Origin of the sequence: Microbacterium algihabitans (assembly GCF_032464975.1) — a bacterium.
GTDB lineage: Bacteria > Actinomycetota > Actinomycetes > Actinomycetales > Microbacteriaceae > Microbacterium > Microbacterium algihabitans.
The window spans coordinates 1-16,235 of sequence record NZ_JAWDIU010000002.1; the positions used below are offsets into that span (position 1 = coordinate 1).

Here is a 16,235-nt window from a genome sequence, read left to right on the forward strand (position 1 = left end):
GGACCCGTCGGCGGGGGCGGTCGGGGCGGCCGGGGCCGTGCCGTCGGCGGGGGCTCCGGTGGGCGCGTCGCTGGGCGTGGCGCCGGGGGTGGCGCTCGAGCCGGGCGTGGCGGCGCCCGTGCCCGGGGTCGCAGCGCCGGGTCCGGTGGATCCGCCGTCGGCGCTCGGTGCCGAGGTCGCCAGCGTCAGCGGCGTGTTCGTCTGCGCGGCGAGGGCGGCTGAACCGCCCGTCAGACCCGCGGCGACGATGACCGCGCCCGCGATCAGCGCGGGGCGACGCCACGAGCGGCGGCGGGGCTCGGGGGCCTCGTCGAACCGCGGCAACGGCTGGGTGGGGTTGTCGTCGTTCATGGTTCTCGCTCTCCGCCGGTGGCGTTCACCGGCTCGAGTTCCACATTTCGCGGCGGGACTGAAGCGAACCTGAAGTCGGTGAGGGTCGGGGCATCGCATACGCAAGCCATAACGCCCGTTCAGCGCCGGGCCGTAGCGTCGGGCGGATGTCCGCTCCTGCCCGCGTGCTCGTCCTCGACGACGACGAGACGATCCGCACCGCCGTCACGGTCGCCCTCCGCGCCGACGGCTACGTCGTCGACGCCGCGCCCGACGGCCTCGATCTCTCGGAGCGGTTGGCCGCCTTTCGCCCCGACCTCGTGGTGCTCGACTGGATGATGCCGGGGCCCAGCGGCATCCGGTTGCTGCCCGTCATCCACACCGCGGGTGATACCGCCGTCATCATGCTGACGGCGCGCGACGAGGTCGACGACCGCCTGCGCGGATTCGCCGAGGGAGTGGACGACTACGTCGTCAAGCCGTTCACCATGGCCGAGCTGGTCGCGCGGACGGGGGCGGTGCTGCGCCGTCGCGGGCGGCTGCCCCAGACGATCGCGGTGGGCGATCTCGTCGTGGATCCGGATGCCGCGACGGCCCATCGAGCGGGATCGTTGCTCGATCTGACGGCGACGGAGTTCCGCCTGCTGCACCTGTTCGCCGACAGTCGCGGTCGCACGCTGTCGAAGGCGCAGATCCTCACGCAGGTGTGGGGATTCGACGACTACGACCCCAATCTGGTCGAGGTGCACCTGAGCGCTCTGCGTCGCAAGATGGAGCAGCACGGTCCGCGCCTGATCCACACCGTTCGCGGCCTCGGCTACCGACTGAGTGCCGCGTGAGCGCCGCCGTCGGCCGCGAGGGCTCTCCCCTGCGCACCGGATCGCTGCGGCGCCGCACGATCGTCGCGGTGCTCGCGCTGGTCGCGGTGCTGCTGGTCGTGCTCGCGGTGGTCGTCGACGTGGCCCTCGGGGCGCGCCTGCGCGGCCAGATCGAAGACCGTTTGCGCGACCGGGCTGCCGCGGCCGCTTCTCTCGTGGGGGTCGTCGACGACACCGACCTCGCCGAGCGGTTGTCGGACCAAGGACTCGCGGTGCGTATCGACAGCGCCGGCGGAGACTCGGTCGTGGCGGGACCGAGCCCCGAGCAGTTGCGCGACGGTCCTCCGGGCCCGGGCGGCGGCCCCGGCGGGAGTCCCGGCGAGCGGTCGCAGCCGCAGCCGAGCGCCTCGAGCGACGTGACCGTCACCGCCTCCGCCCTCTCGGGCGACGACCAGTTGGTGACGCTGCAGTCGACCTTGAGCGACGGCTCGACCCTCACGCTCACGGCGTCGGCGGTCGGCGTCGGCGACACGCTCGCGCAGGTGCGCTGGATCCTCGCGATCGCCTCGGTGGGCGTGCTCGTGATCGCCGCGGGCGCCGTCACGATCGTGGTGCGCCGGAGTCTGCGACCTCTCGACCGGGTGTCCGACGTCGCGCGGGCGATCGGGGCGGGAGAGCGCGAGCGGCGTCTGCGGCCGACGCGCCCCGAGACCGAGATCGGGCGCGTGGCGACCGCGCTCGACGACATGCTCGACGACGTCGTGGGTGCCGAGCAGACCGCACGCGAGGCCGAGGCGCGGCTGCGCGCCTTCCTCTCCGACGCGGCGCACGAGCTGCGCACGCCGGTCGCCGGCATCCGGGCCGCGGCCGACACGCTCGTTCGCGCCGACCTCGACGGGCCCGAGCGCGAGGTGCTCGCGACGCAGGTGGCGCGCGAGGCCGCGCGCGCGTCGCGCCTGGTCGACGACCTGCTCACGATGGCCCGCGTCGACCGCGGGCTCGAACTCGAACGGGTCGACGTCGACCTTCGTCAGGTCGTGCGCACCGAAGCCGAACGGATCCCCCTCGTGCATCCCTCGCTGCGGGTGGACCTGCGGATCCCGGATGCCGCTGTCCCCGCCCATGTCGACGTGGACCGCCTCACGCAGGTGCTGTCGAACCTCGTCGAGAACGCCGCACGGGCGACGGGCGGCACCGGTGCGCTGACGCTGGAGCTCGGCATCCGGGATCACGTCGCCGAGGTCGCCGTGAGCGACGACGGACCCGGGGTGCCCGCGGATCAGCGCGATCGCATCTTCGACCGCATGGTGCGGCTCGACTCCTCGCGCACGTCGGCGGCCGGAGTCGGACTCGGGCTGCCGATCGCGCGCGGAATCGCCCGCGCACACGGCGGCGACGTCAGATGCGTACCGGCGGCGACGGGAGCCCGATTCGAGGTCGTGCTCCCGCTCGCCTGAGCGTCAGTGCGCCGTTCGACCCACGGGCTGACGCACGGGTGCGGTCTGCGGGGCGATGCCCGCCGCGGTGAGCGTGAGGCCGTCGGCGCCGCTGGCGTCGTGCATCATCTGGTCGACGAGAGCGCGATCGATCACGGGCTCGCGACCGCCGTAGAACTGCATAACGAGGGCGTTCGAGGCGTGGATCCACAGACTCGCCTGCCGCACGCCCTCATTGACGGGCAGCTGGAGCATGAATCCCTCGTTGCGTCGCAGCTTGTTCATCACGACGATGCGGAGGTGGGCGAGGATGCGGTCGTCGATGTCGAACGCGGCACGGTCGCGGTAGATGAGGCGTCCCATTACTGGTCCTTTTCCGGCGCGACGAATCGCACCTGTGTTGCGGGGGGACCGCGCCGGGAAGCGCAGCAATGGGGGCCTCATCATTGTGGCACCAATCTGGACTTACGGTGTATCCCTTTCTCCATCATCGAGGTGAATCCTCAGAATCGGCTTCGCGTCGCTCGATAAAGTCGAAGAGATCAGCGATCACCGACCCACGAGAGAGACAACCCCGTGAGCCCTCACCGCACCTCCACCGACCAGGAGGGCCGATCTTCGAGCCCCCTCTTCCGGAGAGGGGGTGAGATCTGATGCTGGCTGCGGCCCTGACGCTTCTGTTGGGGATCATCGTGACCTTGGCGATCATCGTCGCCTGCGGATTCTTCGTCGCGCAGGAATTCGCCTACATGTCCGTCGACCGCTCGCGTCTGACCGCGAGAGCGGAAAAGGGCGACGCGCAGGCGAAGCGCGTTCTGGCGATCACCAAGCGCACGTCGTTCATGCTCTCGGGCGCCCAATTGGGAATCACCGTTACCGGCCTGTTGATCGGATACGTCGCCGAACCCCTCATCGGTCAGTCGATCGGCACGCTGCTGGGCGGGGTGGGCGTCGACCCGACCGTCTCGGTGCTCATCGGCACCGTCGGTGCGCTGCTACTGGCGACGGTGGTGACGATGATCTTCGGCGAGCTGTACCCCAAGAACCTCGCCATCGCGAACCCCGAGCCCCTGGCCCGGGCCCTTGCGGTGCCCACCCGCATCTACCTGCTGATGTTCGGCTGGTTGATCACGGTGTTCGATCTGGCGGCCAACGCGCTGCTGCGCCTGCTGCGCATCGAGCCGCTCGAAGACGTCGACGAGAGCGCCACCGCGCGCGACCTCGAGGCGATCATCGAGGAGTCGCGCCAGAGCGGCGACCTGCCCGACGACCTGTCGATGATCATCGACCGCATCCTCGACTTCCCCCAGCGCGACGTCGAGCACGCCATGGTGCCGCGCTCCCAGGTCGACTCGGTCACCCCCGACACGACCGTCGGCGAGGTGCGCGCGCTGATGGCCACCGGCCACACCCGCTACCCCGTGATCGGCGACGAGGACTCCCCCGTCGGCGTGGTCGAGCTCATCGACCTGCTGCGTGAGCAGCCCGCCGACGACGCCCCCGTGGCATCCGTCATGCGCACCGCCGTCGTCATCCCCACCTCGATGCAGCTGCCGGTGGCCCTCGACCGCATGCGACGCTCGCGCAACGAACTCGCGTGCGTGGTCGACGAGTACGGCAACTTCGACGGCATTCTGACCATCGAAGACCTGACCGAGGAGGTCATCGGCGAGCTCTCCGACGAGCACGACGCCGAGGTGAGCGAGGTCTCGTCCGTCGGCGACGACGCCTGGAGCGTTCCGGGCGACCTGCACCTCGACGAGCTCGAGCGCCTCATCGGGCACGACCTCGCCGAGAGCGACATCGAGACCGTGGCCGGGCTCGTGATCGACGCGCACGGCGATCTCCCCGCCGTGGGCCGCGTCGTGCGCATCGACCTGCCCGAGCGGGCCGGCGAGACCATCCAGGGCCTCGACATCGACCGCTGGCTCGCCGTCGAGGTGGTCGCCGTCGACCGGCACGTGCCCTCGCAACTGCGGGTGCAGCTGCACGAGGTGGATCGTGACGCGGTCGAAGAGCCGACCCGCGATGAGGAGGTGACCCGATGAACGGTTGGACCGTGGCCCTCATCACCACCGCGCTCATCATCGCGAGCGCCTTCTTCGTCATCGTCGAGTTCGCCCTGCTCGCCGCCCGTCGCCACCGCCTCGAAGAGGAAGCCGCGACCAGCGCCTCGGCCCGCGCCGCCCTGCGCGGAGTGAACGAGCTGACCGTCATGCTCGCGTTCGCGCAGCTCGGCATCACGGCCTGTACCTTCCTGCTCGGTGCCATCACCAAGCCGGCCATCGACTACGCACTCGCGCCCGTGTTCGAGGCGTGGGGCCTGCCCTACGTGCTGGCCGACATCATCGCGTTCATGCTCGCGCTGATCGTGGTCACCTTCCTTCACCTCGTCATCGGCGAGATGGCGCCGAAGTCGTGGGCGATCGCCCACCCCGAGACGGCGGCGAAGGCCACCGGCATCCTGGCCCGTGCCCTCACCTGGCCGCTGCGCCCGTTCCTGCTGTGGATCAACCACATCGCGAACCGGCTCGTGAAGGCCTCGGGTGTCGAGCCGGTCGACAAGGCCGCCGCCGGTGGACAAGACGCCGACACGATCCGCGAGCTCGTCGCGCACTCGCGACAGGCCGGAACGCTCGAGAAGCAGTACTCCGAGCCGATCGCGCAGGCGATCGCCCTGGGCACGCTCACCGTCGGCGACATCGTGCGCACCGACCGCTCCCCCACGGCCGTCTCGGCGGATGCCACGGCGGCCGACATCCAGGCCGTCGCCGCCTCGTCGACGCACCTGCGCATCCTGGTCGGGGCGGGCGCGAGCTCGCGCGTCGCGCACGTGCGCGACACCCTGGCCGTCGACCCGTCGACCCCGGCCCTCGAGATCGCCCGCGAACCGCTGGTGCTCGAACCCACGGCATCCGCGTACGACGCCCTCGCGCGCATGCGCCGCGGTCGCGTGCAGCTGGCCACGGTCGTCGACGATGAGCGCCTGCTCGGTGTGGTGACGGTCGACGACCTGCTGCGCGAGATCCTGCCCGGGCCGGGCGAGGTCGCGGCGGTGGCCGCTCAATAAGAGGTTTTGGGGCGGAATCCTCCGTTCGGGGCGTGATTTTCACGCCCCGAGGTGAGGATTCCGCCCCGAGCCGTCGAGAGCGGGAGCGCGACCGCCCGCGGCGGGGTGTCAAGCCGTCACGAGGGCTGAAGAACGCGGCGTAGCGTCGCTCGCGTTCACCCCCCTCATCTCTTCGGAGGACACTCATGAGCAAGACCTGGTTCATCACCGGCGCATCCAAGGGCTTCGGCCGCGAATGGGCCGAGGCGGCCCTGGAGCGCGGCGACAACGTCGCGGGAACGGCCCGCAACCTCGACGACGTGCAGGAGCTCGTCGACGCCTACCCCGACGCGTTCCTCGCGCTGCAGCTCGACGTCACCGACCGCGCGGCCGACATCGACGCGATCCGGAAGGCGCACGAGAAGTTCGGCGCGCTCGACGTGGTCGTCAACAACGCCGGGTTCGGCCACTTCGGCATGGTCGAGGAGCTCACCGAAGACGAGGTGCGCGCGCAGCTCGAGACGAACTTCTTCGGCGCCCTGTGGGTCACCCAGGCCGCTCTGCCGATCATGCGCGCGCAGGGCTCGGGCCACATCATCCAGGTGTCGAGCATCGGCGGGATCAGCGCGTTCCCGACCGTCGGCGCGTACCACGCGTCGAAGTGGGCCCTCGAGGGACTGTCGCAGTCGCTCTCGCAGGAGGTCGCCGACTTCGGCATCCACGTCACCCTGATCGAGCCCGGCGGATACTCCACCGACTGGTCGGGTCCGTCGGCTAAGCGCAGCGACGAGATCGAGGCGTACGCGGCGGTGCGCGAGCAGGCGGCGAAGCGTCCGTCGGCCGCCGATCCCGGAAAGCCCGAGGCCACGCGTGCCGCCATTCTGAAGGTGGTGGATGCCGAGAACCCGCCGCTGCGCATCTTCTTCGGCAAGGCGCCCCTCGGCATCGCCGAGCGCGACTACGAGTCGCGCCTGAAGACGTGGCGCGAGTGGCAGCCGGTGTCGGAGGAGGCGCACGGCTCGTAACCCTGCGTCTAGGGCGTCACAGGACGCACCCCTGTCCGCGCAGATCGCCCCGCGGGAGCCTCAGCAGGCACCCGCGGGGCGATCTCGCGTCGCGCTACTTCGCGACGACCACCTTCAGCGGAGCGCTCGTGGTCGCTCCCCCGGCGTTCACGAACTCGACCGTGTACGTGTACGTGCCGATCGCGCGGCCGGAGACGGGCACGACCACCTTCTGCGCGGCGGGCGTCGCCGCGGCGAGCGCCCCCGACGCGATCTCGACGTCGTTCTCGAGCAGGCGGTACGAGGTGGCGTTCGTGCCCCACCACAGGTTCGCCGTCAGGGAGTACGCCCCGTCGCGGTCGCTGTTGTCGGACGAGAGCACGGGCTTGCCCGGAGCGGCATCCGTCACCTTCACCGTGAGCGGCTTGGTCGCCGTCGTCCCCTTCGAGTTCACCAGCTCACCCGTGAAGTGGTAGGTGCCGTTGCCGAGCCCGGCGATCTCGACGACGCTCTTCTGCGCGTTGGGCGTCGCCATCGACAGGGGCATGGTCGCGACGAGCTCGCCGTCGCGGTACAGCCTGAACAGCGAGCCGTTCGAGCCCCACCACAGGTTCATCGTCAGCTGGAACGTGCCGTCTTTCAGACCCGTGTCCCAGCCGTCGTTCGACGAGAGCACGCCCGTGCCGGGGGCGGCGGTGGCCCCGTCGTTCGAGGGGACCTCGGGCAGGATGATCGTCGGCGTCGCGGCCGAGCGGTCGCCCTCGCCGACGGCGTTGGCGGCCGCCACCTCGAAGGCGTGGGTCGACCCCGGCGCGAGGTCGGACAGCGTGCAGGTGGTCTCGGCGACCTCGCACACGGGCTCGGTGCCGCCGGCCTCGTAGACCCGGTAGCCCGACAGCTCGGCACCCGTCTGTGCCGGGGCCTCCCACGAGACGGTGATCGACGTGTCGGATGCCGCGGCCGCGGAGACGTTCTGCGGCGCCGTCGCCCGGGTCGTGTCCTTCACGGCGAGCCATGAGATGACGGGCTTCTCGCTGCCCGCGCCCTCGTTGGTGATGACGTAGTCGACGGTCGCCGCCTCGGTGAGGGTGAAGGTGAGGTCGCTCGTGAGCGGTCCGCTCACCCCGATCAGCGGCACGTTGCCCTTGGCGAGCTCGGTTCCGCCCACCGACACGGTGTGGTTCATCGTGCGGTTCAGACCCCACCACTCGGTGAACCCGCCGGTCAGCGTGTACTGCCCCGCGGGCAGCGGCAGACGGTAAGTGAGCCGCGTGGTGTCCTGATAGAGGCCGGTCGAGAACTTGTCGGTGATGTCGGTCGAGCCCTTCACCTTCATGCCGTCGGCGACGTATCCCCACTGATCGGCGGAGGTCGAGACCTGATCGACCTTGTCGTTGCGCAGCGTCGGTACGGCCTTCTGGACCGCGGTGAACTGCGGCGAGGGGGTCGAGCCGGTTCCGGAGTCGATGTAGTACACGAGCCCCGCGGGGATCACCTCGTAGGCGGCGACGACCTTCTGACCGCCCTCGGTGAAGCGACCGGTGAGCACGAGCTTGCGCAGCTCGGTGCGCTTCTGGGCGGCCGAGTCGGCGTCCCAGGTCACGGCCGTGTCGACGCCGTCGACCGAGACCGTCGCGGGCAGCTCGTCGTCGGCCTTCAGCGTGCCGACCACGCCCAGATCGCGGGGAAGCGCCTGCACGTAGACGAGGGCGAGACGGGCGTTGTAGCCCGAGGTACCCGTGGTGCCGAACTCCAGACGCACCACTCCGTCGGCCGACACGTTCACCCGCTGCGCGACCGGGGTCGCGGAGCCGTTCGAGACCGCGGACTGCGTGGTCTCGGCGGCCCCGGGTGCCCGCACCTTGCTGTAGACGTTGGTCGTCAGACCGGTCCGCGGAGCCTGCACGGCGACGATGTTGTACGAGCCGGCGGGCAGGGTGAGGCTGTAGACGATCGGCTTGGTGAAGTCGGCGCCGACGTACGAGGTGCTCCAATCGGTGGGTGAACCGGCCGCGACGGTCGTCGCGGAGGTCGCGTAGCCCCAGGTCGCGGCCGTGCTGCTGCCGTCCCACTTCTGGTCGGCGCTGTCGTTGCGCAGGTCGGGGAACGCCGCCTTCGCGGTGGCGAACGCCGAGCCGGCGGTCGCACCCGACGAACCGGAATCGATGAAGTACGTCAGATCGGCCGGGAGGGTCAGCACCGTCGCCGTGAGGCGCTGGTACACGCCCGCCGCGGTCTTCTCGGTGGTGCGTCCTGTCGCCGTGAACGAGCTCAGCTCGGCAGCGGAGCCCGCCGCGGTCACCGAACCCGCGGTCCAGGTGACAGCGGCATCCGCGCCTTCGAGCGAGACCGTCGCGGGGAGGGTCCGACCCGGGAGGGTCATCGAGACGGTTCCGACGTCTTTCACGTCGTCGCTGACGTCGCGCGGGGTGAGCTGATCGACGGCTGCCGCCAGACGCGCCCCCAGAGCGCGGGCGCCCTCGGCGTCGAGCCCGTACGCGCCCGGATCGGCGACCGCGTCGCGCGCGGCGTCGCGCGTCGACCGCAGCCGCGCCCACGAGTCGACGCTGTACTCGGCTTCGTCGAGGGCGGATGCCGTGTCCACGCGAGCCGCCAGGGCCGTGGTGTCGACCGTGCTCGCGTCGGCGTTGGCCGTGACGACTCCCACCGCGTCGACGTTCAGCGCGTCGGCAGTGGCGGTGCGCACCTCGACCGTGTGGGTGCCGTTGCGCAGCCCCCGCAGCATGTACGCGGTGCGTTCGCTGCCCGCGGCCAGCGTCGGCGCCGCGGCCACGAGCTGCTCGCCGTCGACGATCACGTCGAGGGTCGGAGCACCCGAGTTGGTGCCGATGATGTCGAGCCCGGTTCCCTCGAACGTGTAGGCCATCGTGGCGCCCTGCCGGGTGCTCTTCGAGGCGGTGCGCTGCCACTCGAACATGCCCTGGCCGTTGACGTGGCTCCACCCGTCGTCGAAGCGCAGGACGGATGCCGAGGTGTCGCTCCAGCTGGTCTGGTGCATGCCGTCGATGATCTGGGTGTAATACGGCGTGTAGCCGGGCACCGTCTCGACGGTGAGGTTGTCGAAGCGCACGAAGGTGAAGCTCGACCCGAGCTGGATGCGTCCGGTCGCCTGGGGCGCGGCATCCGTATACGAAGCCACGTCGACCCCGTTGATCTGCGCGGTGTACACATCGCCCGCGACCTTCACGGCGATGCGGTTCCACACGCCGGCGCCGGTGCGGAAGTCGACACCCGCCGTCGTCAAGGCGTTGCCGGTGGAGAGCACCGTGCCGTAGCGCTGGAGAGACCACGCCCCGGTGGGCTCGACGCGCAGTTCGGCGGCCGAGACGGCCTGACCGTTCGCGGTGCCGCCCTGCTCGCGCGCGCCGATGGTGGCGTACTGCGCCCCGTCGGCCTCGAACATCACGTCGGCGCCGACCACGTAGTTCGCCCAGCGGGCGTCGCCGATGGTCGTCTTTGGGTCGCCGCCGTTCCAGGCGCCGCCGGCCATGCCCGAACCGATCTGCTGGCGCAGCACGCGCCCGTGCGCGGCGTCGGAAGTCGCGACCGATTCGAACGCGCCGTTCGTGTCGTTGGTGTAGCGCGGGGTCGCGCCCTGATCCTCGGCCTGCACGCTCGGGGTGCCAGACGGCTTGTCGGCCGCTCCCCTGCTGGAGAGATAGCCCTCGCCGCTGTCGACGAGGGTGCGCGTGTCGGGGTCGTAGCCCTGGATGTCGCCTGTGCCGCGGTAATCGAAGTCGTCGGCGTACAGGTAGCCGTCGTCGGTCACGCCGTTGACGTCGCCGGTGGAATCGGTGTCGAGCACGTCGCGGCCGCCGTCGGGTGCGGTGTACTCCGTCGTCGCGGGGGCGGTGCGTCCAAAGCCCTCTCGCGGCGAGACCACCCCGGCACGCGTCTGCGCGTGATCGAGCGTGGTGGCCGTCACCGTCGACCACGGCTTCACGGTGACCGTGTAGCTTCCGTCGGCGGCGGGCGCCATCTCGGCGAGGGGACGGACGTAGTTGGCATCCGCCGCCTGCCCCGCGTCGGCCGCGCGCGTCTCCCACACCTCGAGCGTCTCGTCGTCACCCAGCGGCATCCCGTCGACGGCGACGCGGTAGGTCTTGGTGAACGAGCTGTCGTTCACGATGACGGTGGAGAAGTCCGCACCGTCGGGGGCGGCGAGGGTCGTGTACGACGCCCCACCCGCCCGGGCGCCGCTGGGCGGGTTGCCCGTGCCGAGCTCGCTGCCCGAGGCCTGCGGGATCGCCCGCCAGATGCCAGCGGTGTTGTCGGAGTTCTCCCACCCGAGCTTCGCGAACTGCGTGAACTGCTCGAGCACCGCGAGTCCACCGTCGTACGAGATCCAGCCCGACCACGGCTCGCGCGCGTTCACGAGCTCTTTCGAGGAGTACTGGAAGCCGTCGTAGAACGACCCGATCGCGGGTTGGAAGATGTTGAGTGTGCGGCGCGACGCCGAGAAGCCCGTGGTGACCCAGTTGCCCATCTCGAGCGCGCTGCCGGGGCCGCCCATCGAGGTGCCCACCCCGCCCTGCTCGTTGCTGTTGGTGTTGTTCGGGCGGTCGGCGGAGTTCGAGAACGTCGACTGGCCCTCGGAGTTCCACACCTCGCGGTCGAGCTGCTCGGCGATCTTCTTCATGTTGCCGTTGCGATCGTCGGCGCTGCTGTAGTGGAACCCGACGATGTCGACGGCGTCACGCAGAGAAGAGTCGCTGCCGGTCATCCCGTCGCCCAGGGCGACCGGCGGAGTGCCGACGGTGTCGCCGGCGATCGTGCGGATCGAGGTGTAGAGGTCGCGCTCGGTCGCCGAGGCGAAGCCGTTGTTCGGGTCACCAGCGGTGGCGCCCTCGTAGCCCTTGGTGTCGTTGCGCAGCCACCCGGAGAAGTCCTTGTACAGCTGCAGGTCGGGGTTGGAGGTCTCGTTCGCATCGGGGTTGATCGAGTCGATCATGTAGCCGAACTGCCGGTACGCGGCCAGGGTGGTGTTCTTGAACCAGACGTACTGGTCCTGGTGGTTCGTCACCCACGTCGGGCGGTTCCAGCGGAGGATGCTGACGTGCACCGGGCCGTGCGCGACGGTCTTGGCATCCGCGGCGAGCTGGAATCCGGGCTCGCGGAGCACGTTGGGGTACTCGTCGCGCGAACGCATCGTCGAGGCGTTCGGCCCGGTCGAGGTGTTGCGGTCGTTGCCCATCTCGATCTTGACCGTGTTCATGATCGGGAAGTCCCCGCCGAACAGCGTCTCGATGAGCTCCCAGTACTTCTCGGGATGCTGCGACTTGTAGTCCAGCAGCAGGGCGCTCGTGGAGTTCGCGCTGAGCACGCCGAAGCCCTTGAAGGTCAGGCCGTTGACGTTCTTCGCGGCCGCGGCCACGTCGGTGCCGCGCACCGTCACGGTGACCGGATCGGCCCCCGCCGCCTGCGCCGCGGTCGGAACGAGAAGCGCGCCGACCATCGTCGCCGTGACGAGCGCCGCCGCCGCCACGCGGCCTGTACGACGGGGATGAGGTCGAACCGGGGGGATCGGTGCCGTGACCATGGGGAGTCTCCTTCGACGGGGGCGCGGCGTCGGTCCGTTCCGATCGCCGCGGGGGCACGCCCGTGTGCCCGCCCACATCGTCGGTCACCCTCGGCGTCGAACGGAAGCGAAACGAACACGATCGATCATTCTTGAATCGATACGTACATCGCCCTACGCTGTCCGATCATGAGCGCAGGTTCTCCGCCCTTCGGGCTGTCGCGCCGCGAACGCATCCTCGACGAGCTGCGGCGCACCGGATCAGTTCGGGTCGCCGACCTCGCCCGCGACCTCGGCGTCGCCGAGCTGACGATCCGACGCGACATCGGCCACCTCGCCGACCGCGGGCTCCTGACGCGCGTGCACGGCGGGGCGACGCTGCGGAGCCGGCTCGACACCAGCGTTCCCGTCGACGCGCGGACGTCGGCGCCCATCCGCTTCCGGGTCGGCATGGTCACCCCCTCGCTCACCTACTACTGGCCGCACATCATCGTCGGTGCCCGCGCCGCCGCCACAGAGCTCGGCGTGCAGCTCGTGCTCCGCGGCGCGAGCTACTCGGTCGCCGACCAGCGACGGCAGATCGCCTCGCTCGTCGACTCGGGGAGCCTCCACGGCCTCATCGTCGCGCCCGAGACCACCGGCGCCGACGGGAGGGCGTTCCTGCACTGGCTCGAGTCGCTTCCGCTTCCCGTCGTGCTCGCCGAACGCCGAGCGGCATCCGCCCTCGCCCTCACCAAGCTCGAATGGGTCACGACCGATCACGTCTTCGGCGGGTCGCTCGCGGCCGACCACCTCGCGACGCGGGGACACACCCGCGTCGGAATCCTCACCTCGGCGGGATCGCCCACCTCGTCGCAGCTGCGGCGCGGGTGGGAGCGCTCGATCGCCGAACTCGGACTCGAGTGCCCGGTCGACGTCGACGCCTCGCTCGACGCGCTCGACGGCACCGCCCGCGAGGAGGTCGTGGCCGACCTGCTCGCGCAGTGCCGCGCGACCGGGACCACGGCGCTGCTCGTGCACTCCGACCCGCAGGCGGTGCTCGTGCAGCAGTACGCGCGCGATCACGGCTGGCACGTTCCGGGGGACCTCGCGATCCTCGCCTACGACGACGAGGTCGCCGAGAGCGCCGAACCGCCGATCACGGCCCTGCGACCCTCGAAGCAGCACGTCGGGCGTCTGGCGGTCGAGACGATTGTCGGGCGCTTGACCGAGGGGGCGAGCCGGCCGGTGCAGCGCACGTACGTGCTGCCGGTGCTGCACACGCGCGAATCGACCTGATCGGAGGGGAATCGCTCGGGACGCGGCGCGCACAGGACCCTCAAGATCTCCGCAACGGCCTGCGCTCCCCGGCCGACCGGGCGTCGGCCCCCGCAAGGTGAGCCGAAGATTCGCCCCGGTCGCTCAAGACGGCCGATCCGGCCCCTAACCTGGCGATGCGGACGACGATCCGTCCGCCCCTCCTGGCCCCGGACCCGAAGCGGGGCCGGGAGGGCACCCGCTCCCCCGGTCGCAGGGACCCTCCGGGCGCGATCCGTGCAGTCTGCGTCCCGCGACCGCCCCGGCGCACGGGAGCGCCCTGTTCCCTCACGACGTCGAACCGACGCCCCCGGCCGCAGCCGACAAGAATGCGATGAGGGGCCGGTGAACACAGATGCCGGCTTCCCCCCGCGGCGCAGCCGGGAACTCCTCCGGTCGTGGGTCGACGACTACCTGCAGACGTCGACGCTCAACGGTGCCCGCATCGACGTCGCTCCACAGGACGCGGAAGACGACACCGACACCGGCCTCGTGATCATGCGGCCGAAGGGCTCGGGCCTGTCGGTCTACATGCAGCCGCGCGGCTTCGACGATCCGCTGTGGGAGCTGACGATCCCCTCGCGCGACTACGACGTGACCATGAGCGCGCTCGAGCTCGGCGGGCTGGCCTCGGTGGTGCTCGACGCCGCTCGCCTCTGCACCTACCTGCAGTTCCGCTCGCTGGAGTGGGATCGCGGCTCCGGCCGTCACCGCACGTCATCGCACGTAGGCGTCGACGAGGAGTGATCCCCGGATGCCGCGGAACGCCTCGACCAGCCGATCGAGCGCCCCGCGGTTCCAGGTCGCGAGCTGCAGGTCGTGGGGGCCGAGCGGTTCGAGCTTGCCGGTGCGCAACCGCACGACCTCCCACCCCGCGGATCGCAGGGCTCGGTCTTTGCGGCGGTCGGCCTGCTCGCGCTTTCCGACGTGTTCGAGGCCGTGCCGGCCGATCGAGTCGTATTCGACCGCGATGCGCAGCTCGGGGAACACCAGGTCGGGCCACACCTCGAGGTGCTGGAAGAACGGTCGCGCCACCCGCACGGCGTTGAGACCCGGGGTGAGGGCGAGCCGCTCGTACAGGTCGGCGCGGAGTCGGTCTTCGACGGCCGACGCGGGCTTCGGCGCACACGGGGAGACGAAGGCCTCGCCGACGGGAAGGGACGGCGTCTTGTCGCACACGGGCGGTGCCTGCCGGGCACGGCGCGGGCGCAACACGGCGTTCGCGGTGACGGCGGGCGCAGTGACGGAGTCGCGCATGGGCAGCGCCGCGGTGCGCGTCGGATTCGCCTGCTCGCTGCACTCGGGGCACCACGCGCTGCGCCGCCGCTCGAGGCCGGGCCGCAGGCGCTGCTCGCTGGGGGTCGCGGCGAACCGGTGCCCCGCGTCGCACTGCCACAGCAACAGCACGTCGGCGGCGGGCGGCACCTGGCTGAGCGCGATGCCGGCGTTGAGGTCGGGGTGGTACTGCCGCATCAGCGCGGGGAACGCCGCCCACGACTCGCGGTACGACCCCACCGCGTAGGGCACGTCGACCCCCTTCGACCACTGCCGTCGCGCCCACCAGGCCTGCACTCGTTCCGCCACGCGGATGAAGGTAGCGACGACCTCCGACATCCGGCCGCAGCCCGCCGACGCGAAGCCCGGCGGGAAAGGGAGAGCCCTCCGCTCAGGAGGACCTGAGGGAGGGCGTCGGTAGGGCGGGTGGGACTTGAACCCACGATCGTCGGGTTATGAGCCCGCTGCCTTGACCAGCTTGGCCACCGCCCCCAGCGCCGTCGAGCCTACCGGCATCCGTCGGGCGCCATCGAACGACGCGACGCGTTCAGCGGGTGGTGAATCGCGGCACCCAGCACCGCACCGCCCGCTGGTACGCGAGGTAGTCGTCGCCGAAGGTCGCGATCAGATCGGCCTCTTCGTGCGGGCGGATGGCGTAGTTCCACACGAGCGAGCCGGCGATGGCGTAGACGACCACCATCCACGAGCCGAGCATCAGCCCCACCCCGACGCCCTGCGCGATGCCGGCGACCGCCATGGGGTTGCGCACGAGCAGGTACGGTCCCGCGATCACCAGGCGGTTGGTGGCGGCCGAAGGCAGGGGCGTTCCGTCGCCCTTCGTCGTGAGGGATGCGGCCGACCACAGCCCCACGACGCTCGCGGCGACCACGAGCACGACGCCGACGACCCTCACGCCCCCGGGCGCGGGCAGGGCCAGCATCCAGCGCTGCTCGAGCGTCGTGATGATCAGCGGGAAGACCACGAGGAACAGTCCCCAGAAGACAACGATCTGCCCGACGGTTGTCACGATGTGCACCACCGGCGAACGGCGGGAGGGAGCGCGGCGGAACGCGAACGGCCCGACCAGCAGCCACTCGGTCGGGATGCGCCCGAGGGTGAGGAGCAGCAACGCCCCGACCGATCCGGCGCTCGCGGCGATCATGATGATCACGCCCCACCCGGCCAGGGTCGTGACCGTCGCGTACAGCGCGAGCGAGATCGTCACCAGCAGCGTCCACAGGGTCGTCACGCCGGCGGCCCCCCGCGCGGCGCGGGCGGACAGCACGACGACGAGGGCGGATGCCACGACGAAGAGCGGGATGTCGAGGGCGGCCACGATCACCGGGTCGAGGTCGCCCAGAGTCGCCTCGCGCACGAACGGCACGGTGAACACGGCGACCCACCAGGCGGCGCCTCCCGCGGCCTGCAGCGCGAAGTACCCGCGCGCGAGGGCTGCGGGGCGACGACCCTCACGCCCGGGCACGTGAC

At 70.8% G+C, this 16,235-nt stretch carries 11 protein-coding genes, 1 tRNA gene and 1 pseudogene; 7 read left to right on the forward strand and 6 right to left on the reverse strand.

Going from position 1 to position 16,235, the window contains the following annotated elements; genetic code table 11:
• Positions 1–351, reverse strand: a pseudogene (locus RWH43_RS07235) (hypothetical protein); the annotation flags it as partial.
• A gap of 146 nt (positions 352–497) precedes the next feature.
• Here RWH43_RS07235 and RWH43_RS07240 point away from each other — a divergent pair.
• Entirely contained in the window at positions 498–1,169 is a 672-nt protein-coding gene (locus tag RWH43_RS07240) for a response regulator transcription factor (RefSeq protein ID WP_144833623.1), read from the forward strand.
• A complete protein-coding gene (locus RWH43_RS07245) occupies positions 1,166–2,605 on the forward strand; it encodes a sensor histidine kinase (RefSeq protein WP_316001118.1) in 1,440 nt (479 codons plus the stop codon). Before RWH43_RS07240 ends, RWH43_RS07245 begins: the two co-directional genes overlap by 4 nt.
• A 3-nt stretch (positions 2,606–2,608) precedes the next feature.
• On the opposite strand, the gene RWH43_RS07250 is transcribed toward RWH43_RS07245, so the two are convergent.
• A complete protein-coding gene (locus tag RWH43_RS07250; protein WP_154096604.1) occupies positions 2,609–2,947 on the reverse strand; it encodes a DUF7882 family protein in 339 nt (112 codons plus the stop codon).
• 290 nt (positions 2,948–3,237) lie between these two features.
• Between RWH43_RS07250 and RWH43_RS07255 the strand changes: the two genes are divergently transcribed.
• The 3 genes from RWH43_RS07255 to RWH43_RS07265 all read left to right on the forward strand — a co-directional run bounded on the left by RWH43_RS07255 (position 3,238) and on the right by RWH43_RS07265 (position 6,658).
• Complete coding sequence (locus RWH43_RS07255) at positions 3,238–4,632, forward strand: hemolysin family protein (protein ID WP_316001119.1); 1,395 nt, start codon at positions 3,238–3,240, stop codon at positions 4,630–4,632.
• Positions 4,629–5,654, forward strand: a complete 1,026-nt coding sequence (locus tag RWH43_RS07260; protein WP_144833629.1) for a CNNM domain-containing protein — start codon at positions 4,629–4,631, stop codon at positions 5,652–5,654. The genes RWH43_RS07255 and RWH43_RS07260 overlap by 4 nt, the downstream gene beginning before the upstream one ends.
• A gap of 185 nt (positions 5,655–5,839) precedes the next feature.
• Positions 5,840–6,658 carry an SDR family oxidoreductase gene (locus tag RWH43_RS07265; RefSeq protein WP_230704670.1) on the forward strand — a complete coding sequence of 273 codons (819 nt, stop codon included), beginning with the start codon at positions 5,840–5,842 and terminating at the stop codon, positions 6,656–6,658.
• A 94-nt stretch (positions 6,659–6,752) separates the two neighbouring features.
• Here the strand turns inward: RWH43_RS07265 and RWH43_RS07270 are convergent, their stop codons facing one another.
• Entirely contained in the window at positions 6,753–12,143 is a 5,391-nt protein-coding gene (locus tag RWH43_RS07270) for a fibronectin type III domain-containing protein (RefSeq protein ID WP_316001120.1), read from the reverse strand.
• 222 nt (positions 12,144–12,365) lie between these two features.
• Between RWH43_RS07270 and RWH43_RS07275 the strand changes: the two genes are divergently transcribed.
• Positions 12,366–13,454 carry a substrate-binding domain-containing protein gene (locus RWH43_RS07275; protein ID WP_316001121.1) on the forward strand — a complete coding sequence of 363 codons (1,089 nt, stop codon included), beginning with the start codon at positions 12,366–12,368 and terminating at the stop codon, positions 13,452–13,454.
• 363 nt (positions 13,455–13,817) lie between these two features.
• Entirely contained in the window at positions 13,818–14,219 is a 402-nt protein-coding gene (locus tag RWH43_RS07280; RefSeq protein ID WP_316001122.1) for a hypothetical protein, read from the forward strand.
• Here the strand turns inward: RWH43_RS07280 and RWH43_RS07285 are convergent.
• The 3 genes from RWH43_RS07285 to RWH43_RS07295 all read right to left on the reverse strand — a co-directional run bounded on the left by RWH43_RS07285 (position 14,190) and on the right by RWH43_RS07295 (position 16,230).
• Positions 14,190–15,056, reverse strand: coding sequence for a zinc-ribbon domain-containing protein (locus RWH43_RS07285; RefSeq protein ID WP_230704673.1), 867 nt, complete (start codon positions 15,054–15,056; stop codon positions 14,190–14,192). The genes RWH43_RS07280 and RWH43_RS07285 overlap by 30 nt on opposite strands.
• A 109-nt stretch (positions 15,057–15,165) precedes the next feature.
• A tRNA-Ile gene (locus RWH43_RS07290) sits at positions 15,166–15,239 on the reverse strand.
• Between the two features lie 55 nt (positions 15,240–15,294).
• Positions 15,295–16,230, reverse strand: a complete 936-nt coding sequence (locus RWH43_RS07295; RefSeq protein ID WP_316001123.1) for a methyltransferase family protein — start codon at positions 16,228–16,230, stop codon at positions 15,295–15,297.
• Positions 16,231–16,235 lie beyond the last annotated feature (5 nt).

Coding starts and splice junctions, on each gene's coding strand:
- RWH43_RS07265 (WP_230704670.1), top strand. CDS start 5,840: ATGAGCAAGACCTGGTTCATCACCGGCGCATCCAAGGGCTTCGGCCGC.
- RWH43_RS07275 (WP_316001121.1), top strand. CDS start 12,366: ATGAGCGCAGGTTCTCCGCCCTTCGGGCTGTCGCGCCGCGAACGCATC.
- RWH43_RS07250 (WP_154096604.1), bottom strand. CDS start 2,947: ATGGGACGCCTCATCTACCGCGACCGTGCCGCGTTCGACATCGACGAC.
- RWH43_RS07255 (WP_316001119.1), top strand. CDS start 3,238: ATGCTGGCTGCGGCCCTGACGCTTCTGTTGGGGATCATCGTGACCTTG.
- RWH43_RS07240 (WP_144833623.1), top strand. CDS start 498: ATGTCCGCTCCTGCCCGCGTGCTCGTCCTCGACGACGACGAGACGATC.
- RWH43_RS07260 (WP_144833629.1), top strand. CDS start 4,629: ATGAACGGTTGGACCGTGGCCCTCATCACCACCGCGCTCATCATCGCG.